Genomic DNA, 15233 nt, shown 5'->3' with positions numbered 1-15233 from the left:
CCAGCATCTCCCAGGCCTGCGCCCCGGTGAGGCCCGAGCCGTTGGTCAGCACCACGGTGAAGGGTCCGACCGCATCGGGCGCAGCCCGGCCGCTGTGCGCGATGCGCCCGTTGAGGAAGACCTCGACCAGCGAGCCGTCGAGGAACACTTCCAGCGCCACCGGCTCGCTGCCGATCTCGGCATCCCGGTACCAGTAGGGCGTGCCGGTGCTGCCGGTGTTGATCCGTAGCTTGCGGTCGGCGGCCGAGGCCGGATCGTAGCTCACCGTCGCGAAGGCCTCGCCGCGGCCGTTGAGGACCGTCACCGTGGCCTTGCCGCCCGCCGCAGCGGTGGCCTTCACGCCCAGGCTCGGCTCCGGCAGCGAGAGCAGCGAGGCGTTGTCCACCAGCTGCGCTGGCGTCGCGGTGGTGACCGGGCCGTAGAGCGTGTTCTTGAAGGCGGCCGGCGCCACGTCGAGGCGGTTGCCGTTGCTCAGCGTCAGCAGCACCGGCTGCGTCATGCAGCCAGACCAGCCACGGGCGCGCATCTGGTCGATGGTGATCACCTCCTTCGGCCACGCCCACAGGTAACGGTTGCCATCAGAGTGCAGGAAGGAACGGCCAGCGTAGGCGCTGCCGGAGAACACCCGCCCCTCGGCCTCGCTCGTGAACACGCCGTTGGTGATGGTGCCGACGAACCAGTAGAACAGCCCGCCGGAGCCCCAGATCAGCACCCACTTGCCGCCGATCTCGAACAGGTCGGGGCACTCCCAGACGAACTTGTAGCGGGCATCGGTCGAGGGCAGCCGGAAGAACACGCCCACCGGGGCCCAGCCGTCGATGCCGTTGCCGGTGCTGGTCTGGTACAGCTTGATGCAGGCCGAGGTGGCGTCGGTCGAGGCCAGGATCATCGAGCGCACGCCGTTCAGCCGGAAGGTGTGCGGATCCCGCGCGGTGCCGGTGGTGCCGTCGGCGGTGAGCGTGGCGCGCGGCAACACCGGCGTCAGGCGCTTGGTCCAGGTGGTGCCACCGTCGGTGGAGGTCGCCACCATCTGCTGCTCGGGGCTGGGCGTGGTGTAGTAGGACAGCAGCGTGCCGTCGTCGGCGGTGTCGGCGCAGCCCGACCAGGCGCCGTTGCGGTCGATCGCGCCCGGCGTAGGGGCGATGGCGATCGGCTGGTGCGTCCAGTGCACCAGGTCGGTGCTGGTGGCGTGTCCCCATGTGGTGCGACCGCCGATGTCGGCGCTGTCGCCGGCGCCGACCCCGGCCACCGGGTTCCACTGGTAGTACAGGTGGTGCACGCCGTTGATGGTTCGCACGCCGCAGGGGTCGTTGAGGTAGCCGCGGCGTGCCACGAAGTGCCAGCGCTGCCGCGTCAGGTCGGCGCTGAGCGGCGTGCCGGTGCCGGGTCCCTGGCTGCCGCCGGCGGCGGCGATCTGGTTGGGCAGCGCCGTGCCGGGCGCGCCAGCACAGGCCGCCTGGAAATCGGCCGTGGCGGGTGCTGGCGTGTAGAGCCGCGACAGACCCAGCGTGCCGTTGAACGGGCGCAAGCGCAGGGTATTCAGGGATGACGGGCTCGGCGTGGAGAGCCACGACACCGGCCCGCCGTTCAGGCTTAACCCCATGATGCCCGAGCGCCACAGCAGGCCGAGCCGCGCCGGCACACCCTGCACCATGAAGCCGGTGGAAGGCCCGTGCGACACCGTGCCGTTGCGCGTGACCCGCAGCTGCGGCGCCATGCCGTAGGGCGGGGTGTACACCTCAATGCTGTTGTTCCCTGTGCCGTCGTCCAGCCGCAGGATCGAGCGCTCGGTGATCATCACCTCGCTCAGCACCAGGTCGAAGATCAGCGCGCCTTGCACCGGCGCCACCGCGTCGAAGGAGCTCAGCGTGATGCCTGCGCCATCCTCCGCCCGCGAGGTGGCGGCAGGCGCGCCCACCGGAGGCAGGGTCGGCACGCGGGAGTAGGCGTCGCGGGTGACGCGGGGCAGCGTCACGTTCATCACGAAGTCGACCGCTTCGTTCGCCGCCACCGTGACGAAGAAGTACGGCGCCAGCGCCACCGTGGCGGCGTCGCGCATGGTGTAGGTCATGCGGTACTCGGACGGCGCGCTGGTGATCCCGCGGCCGACGCTCTCGATGCTGCTGCCGGCGGCCGAGGCGGTGCGCTCCACCAGGCGCATGCGCGCCAGCGGGTTGGCGGGCGGCGTGGTGCCGCTCACCGAGGCGAGCACGGCGCCGGTGAAGGTCTGATCCTGCGCCGCGGGAATGCCGGTCAAGGTGTCCAGCAGCAGCCCCAGGCTGGTGACGGCCGTGGGCGTGCCCACGAAGCGGATCGAGAAGGTCGGGTTGCCGTTGGCGTCCGGGCTCACCCCCACCACCGTGGTGGTGAAGGAGGCCGCGCCGCTCAGCGTCACGTTGGTGGGCAGGGTGCCGGGGCTGCCGGCCACCGCGCCCTCGAAGCGGCTGTTGCGCAGCAGGTTGGTGTGTGCGCCCTCCATCACCAGCGCACCGGCCACGGTATAGGCGGGCGTGTCGGCCGCAACGGTCACCAGCTTGCCGGTGGCGTCGTAGCCCGTGGCGCCGGAGGCGCGGGTGAACACCGCGCTGGTGATCAGCGCACGCAGCGCCGCCACCGAGTAGCTGACCAGCGTCAGCGCCGGCGCCACGCTCCCCGACAGCACCCAGGCGCCACCGCCGACGTGCAGCGCCGTCACGGTCGCGCCAACGCCGGAGGTGCGCGGCTCGCCCAGTGCCTCGATGCTCTGGCCGCTGCCGGCCACGAAGCCAACCGCGCCGGCGCCGCGCTGGGTCACCGCGAACTCGAAGCCCGCCGCCTGCGCGCTCAGCGTGATCGCCGCGTCGCTGGTGCTGGCATAGAGCAGGCGGCGGCCGAGGTCGTCGGCGGTGATGCCGCGGCTGCCGGTCAGCTGCGCCAGGCCGCGCAGGAAGCTCGCCTTCGTGGCGAGCGCATCGGCGGTCGCCTGCGCGTCGGCCTTGTCGGCCAGGGCCTGCGCGGTGGCCTCGGCGTCGGCCTTCTCCGCCAGCTGCTCAAGGGTGGCCAGCGGCGCCACCGCCGCCTCGATCGCCGTCGCGACCGCGTCGGTGCGGGCGAAGGCGGAAAGGTCGGGCTTGAGCAGATCCGGCGGCACGCGCACCGGCTGACCGCCGTCGTGGCCGAACAGGGCTGGCACCGCAGCGAGGTCGTTGGCGACCGGCGCGGTTCGGAAGTTGGCCGTTTCAGCCATGGGCTGGCTCCATGCAGAAGGGCGCGGCGTCCGGTGCGGACGCCGCGATGGGTCAGGCGGGAGTGGGTGGCGGAGGGAGGCCGGAAGCCTCAGACGTAGACGAGCTGGACGTCGCCGTAGGTCAGCAGCACGCCGTCGTAGGTCGCGGCGCCGTCAGGGGTGGTCGGGTCAGGCGGCGGCAGGACGGTGGAGGCGACGGCGTCGAAGGAGCCCTCATCCGCGGTCGGAGTGGGATCGGTGGTGGAGAAGCGGATGCGGTAGGTGCCAGCGAGCGGCGTGGGGATCTCGGCCTGGAAGGAGCCGATTGCCACCCTGGTCACGGTGGGGTTTGGCGTCTGGTAGGTGCCGTCCGGCCGCAGCACGCGGAAGGTGGCGCCGTCGGCCGGCCAGGGCTCCCCGGTGCCGACGATGAACACCTCGCCCAGCAGCATGATGCTGTCGCCCTGGTACCAGCGGTTCCGCCGAGGACCGCCGCGGCGGCCGATCCGCAGACGCGCCTCCACATCGGGCACGTAGCTCCCGCTCATGAGCAGTCTCCAGTGTCAGGGGTGGCGCCGGGCGCCGGGGTCAGGTGATGGCGGCTGCGGCGCGGAAGAGGTCGTCCACCTCGGCCGAAGTCAGGGGCAGCATGGGCGCGAGCAGCAGCAACGCGGGGTGCTGGCGATGGTAGGTGTCGGCGTTATCCCACCACTCGGCAACCTGCTGCGCCTGGATGCTGCGCGGGTCGCTGTCGGGCAGCTCCTCAGTGTCCACGAGCATCTTGGCGATCAGCGCCTTGGTGGCCTTGAGCACGGAGCGGCCGTCGGCCAGCTGCGCCGCCGCCATCGCCTGGCGCCCTTGCACGCGGCCGACGAAGGCCGGCACGGCCTGCGTCGGCTCGTAGTCGGCGATCTCCACCCCTTCCAGCAGCGGAGCATCGGGCAGGTAGGCCCAGAGCGAGCCGTCCGACATGGTGACCTCCACCAGGTCGTGCGCCGGGCCGCCGTAGCGCGCCGAGGCGATGGTCAGGGCGCTCTCGGTCGAGGGCTGCTCGATGATCTCAGGCGCGTCGCTCATGTTCAGGCGTCCAGCATGACGTCGGCGTACAGGCCGCCGTTGTAGGCAAAGACGCTGCCGGTGCTGGCGCCCTTGCGGACGCGCAGGGCCAGCAGGACGTTGTCGCCCACGGGTGTGTCGAAGGTGAAGTTGAAGGTGCCGCCCAGCCCGCCACCGATGCCGTTGCTCGACCGGCTGATGGCGCCCGCCCGCTGGGCGATGTCCGCCCCGCTCGCCTGGTTGATCAGCGCCACCTGCGTCAGGATCACCGCCGTGGTGCCGTCGGTGTTCGCGGCATCGAGCCAGTAGCCGCCCTCGATGCGCCGGGATTTCGCGGGAACGTTGTAGTAGATCAGGTTGACGTTGCTGGTGGTCACCCCGAAGCCGCTGTTCGACCAGTCGATGTACAGGCAGCCGCGCTGCGCCACGGGGACACCCAGCGCCCAGTCGCGGCCCACCGCGTGGTTGCCCTGCAGCGGCGCCGGCAACTGGATACGGCCGTCCGTGTCCATCAGCACGGCGTCCCGCGCGAAGACATCGGGGAAGATGTAGCGCGTCTGCCCATCCTGCCAGTTGATGAAGGTGGTGCCGCCGTCCGAGCGCAGCAGCAGCGTCTCGCGCGTGATGACGTTGGGGCTGCCGGCCACATAGCGCCCGCGGAAGATCTGCCACTGCGAGCCGTCGGCGTTGACCTCGCGCCAGGTCACCAGACCGTTCGTGGGGATCTGGGTACCAGGGTGCAGGTAGGTCGCCGGGGCCGCGCCGAGCTGGGCCGCGCCGGTGCCGCCGGTGGTCGTCGCCACCATCGCCATGTCGGCGGAAAGAACCTGGTCGCCCATTCAGCGATCCCCCTTGATGGCGATGTCGACCGAGGACAGCTGCCCGCGCGCATCCCATTGCTTCTGCAGGCGCGGGGCCGGGATGGCGGTGAACTTCCCGAAGATGGTGCTGCGGGCCGGCCGGGTGGTGTCGTGCACCACCAGCACCTGGCGCTGCGTGCCGGCATCGAGGCCCAGGTTCTCGATCGCCACCGCCTCGGCCTCGCTCAGCGAGGCGATGGAAAACTGCATGCGCCGCAGCGGCGCCGTGGTGGCGCTGTCGTCGGCGCCCGGCTGATAGTTGTCGGGCGACGGATCGCGCGCCGGCCGCACGGCGCCGCCCAGCCAGGCGCGGCCCAGCTGCAGGTAGGCCTGCGCGGCGGGCACGTTGATCTGCACCCACCAGTACCGGGCCGACTTCGCCGCCGGCAGCGTGTAGGACCAGCCGTCGCGCGACATGGCGAAGGCGAGCGCCCCCGTGTCGAGCACTTCCACGCCGAAGGGCTGCTGGTTGCTGGCGCAGATCCGCACCAGGCTGCCAGCCGGCGGGCGGAGCCCGTCGAAGGGCGCACCGAAGGCCACCACGTCCACCGCCGCCGCGGCGCCGAGGTCGACGGAGAGCCGGGCCGTCTTGCTGCCCACGGCATAGGTCGGCAGGGCGTAGAGGGTGGCGCCGTCCAGGGCGTAGGAGAGCGTACCGGTGTCGGTCACGAAGTAGATGTTGGCCGTGCCGGTGCGCTGCGCGGTGAAGTCGAGCGTCAGCAACTGCCACGCGGTGCCCTGCGCGAGATTGCTCATGGGCAAGGCGAAGTTGGCCGTGGCGGCGTTGAGCACCAGGATGGCGTTGCCGCTGACGCTGGCGCCGTTGGCTCGCCTGATCCACGCCTGGATGCGGTACTTCTGGCCGCCCTTCACCTGCGCCGTGGTGCCCACGCTGGCGTTGCTGGTGGCCGAGTTGCTGTAGGCCACGGCCGCGTTGCTGGTGCCGTCGTGGTTCGCGACGTTGCCGGTGCGGGTGGTGTTCGCCCCGAGGACGGCGCCATTCTGGCTGTCGGTGGACACCACCGCGGAGGTCTGCGCCTCGACCGTGCCGGTCGTGCGCCACACCTCGCCCAGGATGGAGGTGCGCAGGTTCTCCACCCCCAGCCCGCCAAGCGCGCCGTCGGCCGCCAGCACCGTCGAGGCGGCGTCGATCAGGTTGGTGGGCCCGGTGATCAGCGCGGGCATGCGGTCAGCCCCACAGCATGGCTCCCATGTCGTCGCCAGTCCCCGAGATTGAGGTGACGATCCAGTTCTGCCCCGCGAGCCGCGGGTAATCGACGGTGATGACCTGCCCGACGTCGAGCAGGTGACCCCATGGCCCGACCGGCACCTCCCAGGTCCGCCGGCGCACGCCGTGCAGGTCCAGCAGGTACTGCGCCTGCGCCAGAGCGTCGGCCTCGTTGCGCCAGCCGGTCTCGAGCGGCTCCGGGTTCAGCGCCGCCGGGAAGGTCGAGAGGATCGACACGTCGTAGCGCGAAGCCATGCGGTAACCGGTGGAGTAGTAGTCGAGCTGCGCCGGATCAGCGGCGATCGTGCCCAGCAGGTCCCCTGCCCCCTGCGTCTGCCCGAGCAGCTGGTATTTCAGCCGCTGTCCCCACCGGGGCTTGCTGCCGGCGACCTCCTCGAGGCCCTTGCCATACCGGTCGATGGCGTCCTGGATCACCCATCCCGGGATGTTCAGCGACGCCGCGGCGCGGCCCGGGACCGGCAGCCGGCCGAAGCGCACGCGGCCCAGCCGGTCCGGCCCCCACCACCCGGCGCAGGACAGCAGCACCCGGTCCAGGGCGTCCGCAACGGTACCGGAGGTGAACAGAAAGCCGGCCTGGTTGTTGGGCAGGTTCGACACCGTGGCCGGCAGCAGTCGGTCGGCCGTGATCCCACCCGGCCCCCGCAGCAGCGACAGGGCGATGCCGCCATGGCTGGTGTCGCCAGCGCTCTGCGCGTCACAGGTCACCATGCCCTGCGGCGTGGACGCGAGGCGGATCAGGCCGAGCGCCAGGCAGGTGTCGTAGCTGCCGGGCGACGGCTGACCAGCCAGCAGCGCTGCCAGGGTGCCGTAGTCCGCGCCCTTCGTCAGCGTCGCGCCCTTGTCGCGCACCGCGATGACGGTGGAGAGCGGCGCGGAGCTGATCTGGTAGAGCAGCTGTGCCGCCAGGACCTGCGTCGGCTGCATGTTCGGCACGATGCCCAGCAGCAGCGGCCGGTTCTGCCCGGTGCGGGTCGCGTCGCCCTCAATGCCGCCGGTGCCGAGGTAGGTGGAGCACACCGGCAGCGAGAGGTCGGCCGCCGCGTTCTCCAGCGCGATGCGCGGCGCCGTGGTGCCGATCGCGGCGCTCGACACCCGCAGCGACGCCACCGTCACGAACTCGGCGCTGTCAGCGCGCAGCGGCGTGCGATGCGGCCCGCGCCGCAGCACTGCCGGGCGCCCGACCATGGACCAGTCGCCGGCCACCTGGTCGAGGCGCCCGTCGGCATTGTCCAGCGTCGCCTCGGCCGCCGTGGCGGTGCCGCGCGCCTCGCTCTCCGGCAGCACCGGGATCGTCAGCGTCAGCAGCGGCGCTTCCGCCAGGCGCGGCGGATAGGTGATATTCGCGGCGGCGCTGTCGCCGGGCTCGCCGGTCCAGCCGCGCTGCGACAGCCGCACCACCGTGACGGCAGCCGCGGCGCGAGCCGGGAAATCCTGCGGCCGCGCGCCGGGCGGGTAGGCGCCAGGCATGCCCCAGGGTGCCGCCACCAGACCGGCGAGCAGCGGGGCGCTGCCGAGCTCCAGCAGGAACTCGGCCGGGCCGGCGGAGGAGATCGTCAGGCTCATCCGCCTCGCGCCTTCCGCTCAGCCCGATCTAGCCGGGCCTCGGCGAGAAGCTGCTGCAACAGCGCCACCTGGTCCTGCTGAACCGCCAGCGACTGCTGCGCCACCACCAGCGTCTGATCGAGGCTGTCGGAGAAGTCCGGCAGGCCGAGGCCGGTCGCCAGGTTCTCCACCGTCGAGCGAATGCCCTGCACCAGCATCGCCTGCTGCGGCGAGGAGGCGTAGTTCAGCAATCCAGCCTGCTCCACCGCAGAGGCAGCGCTGGTCACGGCCGACAGGTCGGCGTTGGCCGGCCCAGCAGCCCGGGCGGCATCCACCGCGGCGGAGAACTGCTGCTGCGCCTCGGCCAGCTTCGCCGAGGGCGACAGCGTGTTGTCGTTCAGCGCCTGGCTGTCGAGGTAGCCGGTCAGCACCTTGGACTGGCTCTGCAGCTTCTGCAGCGCCGTCAGCTGATCCGACGTCGCCGTGGCGGCGGCTTCCTGCGCGGCCGTGGCCGCGGCCGTGGCGCGCGCGTTCGCCGCCGTCTGGGTCGCCAGCGAGGACACCGCATCGTCCCAGCCGGCGAAGGCGTCGGACACGTCCACCAGCTGACCAAGGTCCAACTGGTTGAGAATGGCCGTCACCTGGTCGTTGAACAGCGCCTCCGGGTCGCGGCCGAGGGAGCGCATCAGCCCGGCATTGTCATTGTAGGAGGTGCGCACCGCCTCGAGGGAGGTGATGTAGTCGCGCCCCTGCGCCGTGCGGGCGGCCTGGTCGTAGGTGGCGGCCTGCGCCGCGCGCGCCGCGGTAACCGCTGACGCCTGGTTCTCGGCCAGCTTCGCCGTCTCCAACCCCAGCTGCGACGCCTTGGCAATCGCGTCGTCAAAGGGCTTGTTCAGGGTGTCGAGCGAGGTCTGGAACCGCTCCGCTGCGGTCTGATTTTGCTCGATGGTGGCGGACAACACCTTATAGGTGCCGCTGAACCACTGGACGTTCGCCAGCAGTGTGTCGGCATCGTCCGAGTGCGCGATGATCTTCTGGATGTCGTCCGAGGCGGCGGCAGCCATGGACTTCACGATGTCCTGCGCAGCCTGCTTCACCAGCGCCGTCGTGCCGCTGTCGGAGGCGTCGTAGCTGTACTTCGTGCCGTCGGCGTACTGCAGCGAGATGCCGTCCCGGCCGCCCACCGCCACCTGGTAGGCGAGCGGCGTGGTGGACACGCCCAGAGCGGTGCGCAACTGCTCCGCCATGCTGGTGATGCTGTCAGAGATGGTCTTGGCGCTGTCGCGGTTCTCCTGGGAGAACTTCTTGCCCTCGAGGCCGCCCTCGGTGCCGACGCCGGACACCAGGTCCATGCTGTAGGTGCCGGTCTTGTCGCTCGGCCGGGCCCCGAACAGGCCGCCCAGGGCGCCGCCCAGCGTGCCACCGATGGCGCCGCCGATCGGCCCGCCGATGATCAGGCCGCCCACCGTGCCGATGCCGGTGCCGATCATGCCGTTGGTCTTGTTGCCACCGAGCAGGCTGTTCGCCAGCAGGCCACCGGCGACGCCGATGCCCGCACCGCCGAGGTAGGCACCCGTGCCGGTCATGCCCAGGAACGACGCACCGCCCGCACCAGGAATGGCGGAAGGCCCCAGCGATGCGCCGGTGGCGATCGGGTTCGCGGAAAGCTGCGCTACCGACATGGCGCCCGTCGAGGAGGCGCCGCCGAAGCCCAGGAAGCTACCCACCTTCGCCAGCCCGGAGCCTAGCGACGCAAGGCTGCCGATACTCCCGAGGGTGCCCATAAAGCCACCGGAAGATGCGGTCGTAGCGGAGGCTGCGGAAGCGGTACTGCTCGCACCACCCACCGCCGCGGCGACGCCGCCGAGCGTGCCGAGGTTTGTCCCGAAGACGGCGTTCTGCAGCGGGTTGATCAGGGCCAGCTTCAGCATGAGCTGGATGACTTCGGACAGCAGCGCCTTCGCCACGCTCGCGAAGCTGACGGCGCTGTCCTTCCCGTTCACGAAGGCCTCGGTGACCGCCCCCCCGATCCGGTCGAAGGCCTGGGTGCCGAAGCTCTGAAGTTCCTGCCACGAGGCGGCAAGCTGCTGGTTCTGCACTCGGAGCTCGGCCGCCTGCTGGCTTGCCGCCCGCAGACGATCGGCTTCCGGCGTCCCGTCCGCACCGGCTTCGCGGATCTGCCGCTCAGTCTTGTAGGCCGCGATCGCCTTTTCACGCTCAACCGTGTTGGCGGTGATCAGGCTGGTCTCGAGCTGCAGCTGCTCGTTGGCCTGCTCCGTGTCCTTGATTGATCCCAGCAGAGCACCGGCATTCACCTGCGCCTGCTGCGCCCGGTAAACGCGGGTCAGGATCTGGACGTGATTGGCATAGTCGGCCGTGCCTTCGGCGCTGGTCTTGAGCGCGTCCGTCTGCGCCTTGGCCACCACCGCAGCGTCCTGCACTGCGGCGTTGCCCTGCAGGACCACGCGATTGCGGGCGACCTGGGCGTCCGTGTCGAGGCCGACCTGACGCACCGTGTCCACCAGCGCATCGTTGAGCTCGGACTGCTTCTTCGCCCGGGCGCCCGCCACATCGGGGATACGACCTTCGGCCTCAGCCTGTCGTACCTCAGTCAGCTCGGCCTGCTTCAGGTCACGAGCACCGCCCGCCACCTCTGCCATGATGGCGGCGCGGTCCTGGAAGTCCTGCTGACGGCGCTGCTCCGGCGTCTTCAGCGCGTCGAGGGCGGCGAGCTGGTCCCGCAGGAGCGCGTTGTACCGAACCTGGCTCTCGGTATTGAGGCCGGGCGTGGCGAGCGTGCCGCGCGTTTGCGCGATTAGTTCGTTCTGCTTCCTGATGCTGTCAGGCAGGACGTTAGCGGCACGGGCGCGCTCTTCAGTGATGCCGATACTCCCGGCAGCCGCGGAAAGCGCTCCACCGGGCACCACCGCACCATTTTGCACGCGATCCGGCGCCACAGCCTGCACGTAGCGCCATGTCTCAGCCGGGAGAGAACCGCCACCGGCGAGGAACTTGTCCACACGCCCGGGACCTGCGTTGTAGGCCGCCGCGGCGAGGCTCTGGTCTCCCCCGTACTTCTCCAGCAGCTGGCCTAGGTAGCGGATGCCGCCAGCGATGTTCTGCGCCGCGTCGGTCGCATCCACCCCTAGGCCGGCTGCGGTTCCGGGCATCAGCTGCATGACACCCATGGCGCCAGCCGGAGAGGTGTAGGTGCGGCCGTCTACCTGCTGCCGGTAGTTGCTTTCCCGGCCAGCCACCGCAAGCGCGAAATCAGCTGGGACGTTGGTGCCCGCAACCGCCTGCCGGATGTAGGCCTGTATGTCGGACGCGGAGGAGGTGTTGCTGACCGACACTGAGCCCGGAGTGACGTTCGCCAGCCTGTTCAGCACCGATGCCGGGCCACTGTCGGTGGACAGTAGGAACTTGCCGATCGCGCTGTTGCTGAAGCTGTTGCTGAGCTCCTGCAACTTGGTGATCAGGCTGGCGATGCCCTCGATGCCCGAGGCAATGCTGTGCACCAGGTCGGTGCCGAGCCCGACGATCAGTGGACGGATGGCGTTCCAGACCCGCGTCGCCGCCTGCTCCGCTTCGCTGAGAGCCCGTTGGAAAGGGGTCTGAGCATCTGAGGCACTGCCAGCGGCGCGCGACAGCGCGTCCATCAGCACCGCCCCAGCCTCCGCCCGGCGCCCCAGGTTGTCCAGGCTTTCGATCGTTCGCAGCGTGGCGTCATCAAGGGTGCGCAGATCGCTCGCGGCGAGCTGGCGTGCGGTCTCGGCCGGGCGGCGGAGACCGGCCGCCATCTTCTCAGCCGCCTGCGGCACCGTGGTACCCAGCATCACGGCAACGTCGCCTGCCACCTGCTGCAGACGGCGCAGGTCCTGCTGCGTGCCGGCATAGGTCGACACGCCACCGAGGGTCACGCCAGCGGCACGTGCGTCGGAAGTGGAGAGATCGGTCGAGCCCGCCAGAACCCGGGCGTTCACGTCCACCGTCTGCGCCAGGGTGGCATAATCGGCGCGGGTCGCCCGCAAGCGTGTGGAGAGGCTGAGCAGCGCCCGCTCCTGCTGCTCGGCAGCAACCACCGATCCGACGAACGCTGCGGCCAAGCCGCCTACCAGCAGCCGCGTCGGTGTGAGGATCTGGCCCAGGATCGAAATGGCGGACTTTAGACCGCCCACCGCATCCACGGCCTGCGGGCCCTGCTGAATGATGGGGTAGAACAGCCCGCCACCGGACAGCACCTGGACACTGAAGTCCACCACCTGCGCCGTCAGGTTGCGGATCTGGTAGCCAGCGAGGCCGAAAGCGCCCGTAGCCTTCGTGGCGGCGACGCTGACCTCATCCAGCCCCTTGGCTGCGGCGGAGCCGGCCGCCTTCAGCGCCTCATGCCGGACCCTGGCTTGGGTCACGCGCTCGTTGAGGTTCTCGATTGCCCGCTCAGCCGCCGCGGCCTTCTCGCCGCCAGCCGCGAGATCGCCGGTCAGCTTCTGCTGCGCTTCCGCGAGGTCGCGTTGTGCCTTGGTCAGGCGGGCGGCAGCCTGGGTCACCGGGTCGAACTGCTTCACCAGTGCGGTGGTGCTGCGGGTGGCGCGGGTGACCCGCTCCTCCGTTACCTCCAGGGCCTGGGTGAAGCCCTCCATGGACTTGGCGGCAGCATCAGCCCCAGCCGTGACCTGATTGTCGAACCGCGCCGTGAAAACGGCTTCGGTAACTTGGGAGACGGTCGCCATGCCAATTGCTCCCGCTTGCTTCAGGGGTGGAGGGCACAGCCCGATTGCCGAGGACGTTCCGTCTGTTACGCTGAGAACCCAATCAGCGAGGGACGGTGGATGCGAGTTGTTGTAGCGAGCCTCTTATTGCTCGCCGGCTGCGAAGCGGCTCAAACGCCTCAAGAAATGCAAGCAGCCTATCCATTCCCGGTTGTGCAATATTCAAGCGACGAATTGGCCGAAAAGCATCGTGCGGATGAGCGACTTGGGCGCGAGCAGAGCCTTATTCAGCAGGCACAAAAAGGCGCTCCGGACTTAGATAAGCAACTGGCAGGCGTGGCGCGCGTCAATGTCACACTAAACCCAAACATCGCGCAGGCAGATCGCCCAAGTGCGATTGCTAATGAGCAGAGACGATTGGCGGCAGTTGTCGCACCATACCGGAACTCCGGCCCTATGACATCGACTGCTGACGGGGCTGCCCTTCAAGCGGCCGTGGCGCGGGATCAACAGGCCCGGCAAATCTGCCAGTATCGAGGAACCGCCGTTACGGCGTCTCGCCCGTACCAAGGCATACTAAACCTTGATGCAAACGTAGCTGGGCTGAATATCACCCAGCAGTGCTGGAACACCTATTTGCAAACTGGGGTAATGCCAACTTTCTAGGAACGAAGTGAGATAACCAGCGCCGGGTTTTCCACCCGGCTCCCAGCCTTTTTCCCCCTACGCAGCACGTACTGCCCAGGATGGTGCAGCTGGTAGATGCGCCGCGCGTCCAGCGTCGGGAAACGCTGCCGCACGGCGCGGGCACAGTCGTCGACCATGTTGGCGGGGACCGAGAAGCGCAGCCGCCGCCCGCCCGCCATCTGGACATCTACCTTGCGCTCGAACGGCGCTCGCGAGGAGATCAGGATCTCGCCGATGTCCGCCCCGACCTTCTGCGGGTCGAAGCTCTTCTGGCTGATGATCTGGTCATTGGCGTTGTACGAGGCCGCGACCTTCACCCCGTTGTGCCAGGTGCCGCGCGCCGAGCCGCGGGTGTAGCCGGTGGCGCTGAGCGCATAGAACCAGCTGTCGCGGAAGGCGCCGCTGCGCACCGGTGAACGAGCGCGCAGGAAGGCCATGGCGAAGACGGCCGCCTGCCCGATCAGGCTGAAGCGATAGACGATGATGCCGTCCGGCTTCACCTGCGCCTCGTCCGGCCCTTCCCGCCCGTCGACGCTCAGGATGTAGGACGGCGCCGCGCGGCCGGAGCGGATCAGGTCGGTGCGGCCAGCAACGGCAGCGTCCGCCAGCGCCTTTGACTGGGCAGCGGGTGACAGGTTGCGGTCCACGAAGACGCGCACCTGTTGCCGGAACGCTGCTGCCCGCATCACTGGCTGTCCTTCTGCTTCCGCCAGCGCAGGTACTCGTCGTCAAGGATCCTGATCAGGCGGTAGAGGGTGTCGCGCTGTTCCAACCCGTACCCGTGCACATCGCACCAGGTCATCGCGGCGCGCCAAGGGATGCGCCCGGGCTTGCTCTTCCAGACCACGCCGCCCATCGGGCCGGCGACGCCGGACACCTCCGAGGGGCGTTCGTCGGAAAGGTAGTTCCAGGCCCGCCAGACCCAGGTGTTGGCCGGCTCCAGGGCGGGCTCGACGGGCCTCTCGTCCTCCTCGACCTCGGCGATCAGGTCGGCCCAGCTGCCCCATTCGAGCTGGAAGAGGAGGACGGCGCGGAGTTTCCCTCCGCGTCCTCGATGTCGGCGGCGCGGCGGGCGGTGGCCAGGTTCGCCGCAGCGAACATGGCATTGGCGAGGGGGCGGTACTGCTCCTCGTAGACCATCTTCTTCACCTGCTCCCAGGGCACGTCGTTGCCGTCGTCGTCCTTCAGGTTGCGCAGCCCGAAGACGCTGTGCGCCAGCAGACAGTCCATGTTCGCCTTACGGAGCAGGCGGACCGGGGCGCGGGTGGCGTCACCGCCCCAGGAGCGAGCCAGCTTCTGATGACGGGCAGCCTGGGCGTCGGTGAAGGCGTCGGTGATGCCGACGGTCAGCACCTCCAGGTCATCGAATTCGCCACCGGGGGCAATCCAGTCGCCCTGCGGATCGGTGGGCGCGACGATGGTCACGGCGGAAAGCTTCATGGTGCGGGTATCCTGTGCGGGATGCGGGGAGTGCGGGATGCGGGGCCGGCGGACCCCCGCAGATCAGCCGGCCCCTACACGCGCCAGCGCCGCGGCGCCGGGCGCGCGATCAGGTGGCGGGAACGCGGTCGATCTTGAGGACCACGCCGCTGGCGTCGGGGTTTCCTTCGAGGTCGAAGGTCGCCATCACCGGTGTGCCAGGGCCGCCGGCGTTGATCTGCGGGTTCATCAGCGCCGCCGCCGGCAGCGTGAAGCGGTACCCGTTGCCGGCTGCGTCCATCGCGCGGAAGGAGAAGGAGCCGATCGTCTCCGCCTTGAAGCGCTGATAGAGGGTGAAGTCGCGGAAATAGAACTGCACTGAGCCGGAGCAGCCGAACACGCCCATGCGCATGCCCTGCGCCGCGGCGGAGCCTAGGCCGTAGTCGGCGCCGGCCCCGTCGTTGGTGATGTTCAGCGAGACGCTGTTGCACACGGCCGCAACCGCC

Annotated in this window: 12 protein-coding genes; 1 reads left to right on the top strand and 11 read right to left on the bottom strand. The window is 69.8% G+C overall.

All coding sequences use genetic code 11. The features are described from left to right. From ACFFGY_RS22215 to ACFFGY_RS22185, 7 genes are all read right to left on the bottom strand, one after another. Nucleotides 1-3226: GH32 C-terminal domain-containing protein (locus ACFFGY_RS22215; RefSeq protein ID WP_377046727.1), on the bottom strand; the 3226-nt coding region annotated here is incomplete at its 3' end. 89 nt (nucleotides 3227-3315) lie between these two features. Then, nucleotides 3316-3753, bottom strand: a complete 438-nt coding sequence (locus ACFFGY_RS22210) for a hypothetical protein (protein WP_377046726.1) — start codon at nucleotides 3751-3753, stop codon at nucleotides 3316-3318. Between the two features lie 40 nt (nucleotides 3754-3793). Beyond that, nucleotides 3794-4282 (bottom strand): hypothetical protein, encoded by a 489-nt coding sequence (locus ACFFGY_RS22205; protein WP_377046725.1) that lies wholly within the window; start codon nucleotides 4280-4282, stop codon nucleotides 3794-3796. 2 nt (nucleotides 4283-4284) lie between these two features. Then, on the bottom strand, nucleotides 4285-5100 hold the full coding sequence (locus ACFFGY_RS22200) for a hypothetical protein (protein WP_377046724.1): 816 nt from the start codon (nucleotides 5098-5100) through the stop codon (nucleotides 4285-4287). After that, complete coding sequence (locus tag ACFFGY_RS22195; RefSeq protein ID WP_377046723.1) at nucleotides 5101-6306, bottom strand: carbohydrate binding domain-containing protein; 1206 nt, start codon at nucleotides 6304-6306, stop codon at nucleotides 5101-5103. A 4-nt stretch (nucleotides 6307-6310) separates the two neighbouring features. Then, nucleotides 6311-7933 (bottom strand): hypothetical protein, encoded by a 1623-nt coding sequence (locus tag ACFFGY_RS22190; RefSeq protein WP_377046722.1) that lies wholly within the window; start codon nucleotides 7931-7933, stop codon nucleotides 6311-6313. Next, nucleotides 7930-12642, bottom strand: a complete 4713-nt coding sequence (locus tag ACFFGY_RS22185) for a transglycosylase SLT domain-containing protein (RefSeq protein ID WP_377046721.1) — start codon at nucleotides 12640-12642, stop codon at nucleotides 7930-7932. The genes ACFFGY_RS22190 and ACFFGY_RS22185 overlap by 4 nt, the downstream gene beginning before the upstream one ends. 99 nt (nucleotides 12643-12741) lie before the next feature. On the opposite strand from ACFFGY_RS22185, the gene ACFFGY_RS22180 reads away from it, so the two are divergent. Continuing rightward, nucleotides 12742-13287, top strand: a complete 546-nt coding sequence (locus tag ACFFGY_RS22180; RefSeq protein WP_377046720.1) for a hypothetical protein — start codon at nucleotides 12742-12744, stop codon at nucleotides 13285-13287. Here the strand turns inward: ACFFGY_RS22180 and ACFFGY_RS22175 are convergent. The 4 genes from ACFFGY_RS22175 to ACFFGY_RS22160 all read right to left on the bottom strand — a co-directional run. After that, nucleotides 13284-13994, bottom strand: a complete 711-nt coding sequence (locus tag ACFFGY_RS22175; RefSeq protein WP_377046719.1) for a hypothetical protein — start codon at nucleotides 13992-13994, stop codon at nucleotides 13284-13286. The genes ACFFGY_RS22180 and ACFFGY_RS22175 overlap by 4 nt on opposite strands. Further along, the gene (locus tag ACFFGY_RS22780) at nucleotides 13994-14293 is read right to left on the bottom strand and encodes a phage tail assembly chaperone (protein ID WP_456316183.1); all 300 of its coding nucleotides are present in this window, start codon (nucleotides 14291-14293) and stop codon (nucleotides 13994-13996) included. Before ACFFGY_RS22780 ends, ACFFGY_RS22175 begins: the two co-directional genes overlap by 1 nt. Continuing rightward, the gene (locus tag ACFFGY_RS22165) at nucleotides 14293-14748 is read right to left on the bottom strand and encodes a hypothetical protein (RefSeq protein ID WP_377046717.1); all 456 of its coding nucleotides are present in this window, start codon (nucleotides 14746-14748) and stop codon (nucleotides 14293-14295) included. The genes ACFFGY_RS22780 and ACFFGY_RS22165 overlap by 1 nt, the downstream gene beginning before the upstream one ends. Before the next feature lie 109 nt (nucleotides 14749-14857). Then, on the bottom strand, nucleotides 14858-15233 hold a 376-nt coding region (locus tag ACFFGY_RS22160; protein WP_377046716.1), incomplete at its 5' end, for a phage tail tube protein.

The organism is Roseomonas elaeocarpi, assembly GCF_042433915.1.
Lineage (GTDB): Bacteria > Pseudomonadota > Alphaproteobacteria > Acetobacterales > Acetobacteraceae > Roseomonas > Roseomonas elaeocarpi.
This window is presented reverse-complemented; position numbering and strand designations above follow the sequence as displayed.

Bases quoted from the DNA above. Each gene is read 5' to 3' on its own strand.
- ACFFGY_RS22200 (WP_377046724.1), bottom strand. From the start codon at position 5,100: ATGGGCGACCAGGTTCTTTCCGCCGACATGGCGATGGTGGCGACGACC.
- ACFFGY_RS22190 (WP_377046722.1), bottom strand. From the start codon at position 7,933: ATGAGCCTGACGATCTCCTCCGCCGGCCCGGCCGAGTTCCTGCTGGAG.
- ACFFGY_RS22185 (WP_377046721.1), bottom strand. From the start codon at position 12,642: ATGGCGACCGTCTCCCAAGTTACCGAAGCCGTTTTCACGGCGCGGTTC.
- ACFFGY_RS22175 (WP_377046719.1), bottom strand. From the start codon at position 13,994: ATGCGGGCAGCAGCGTTCCGGCAACAGGTGCGCGTCTTCGTGGACCGC.
- ACFFGY_RS22210 (WP_377046726.1), bottom strand. From the start codon at position 3,753: ATGAGCGGGAGCTACGTGCCCGATGTGGAGGCGCGTCTGCGGATCGGC.
- ACFFGY_RS22165 (WP_377046717.1), bottom strand. From the start codon at position 14,748: ATGAAGCTTTCCGCCGTGACCATCGTCGCGCCCACCGATCCGCAGGGC.
- ACFFGY_RS22195 (WP_377046723.1), bottom strand. From the start codon at position 6,306: ATGCCCGCGCTGATCACCGGGCCCACCAACCTGATCGACGCCGCCTCG.
- ACFFGY_RS22205 (WP_377046725.1), bottom strand. From the start codon at position 4,282: ATGAGCGACGCGCCTGAGATCATCGAGCAGCCCTCGACCGAGAGCGCC.
- ACFFGY_RS22180 (WP_377046720.1), top strand. From the start codon at position 12,742: ATGCGAGTTGTTGTAGCGAGCCTCTTATTGCTCGCCGGCTGCGAAGCG.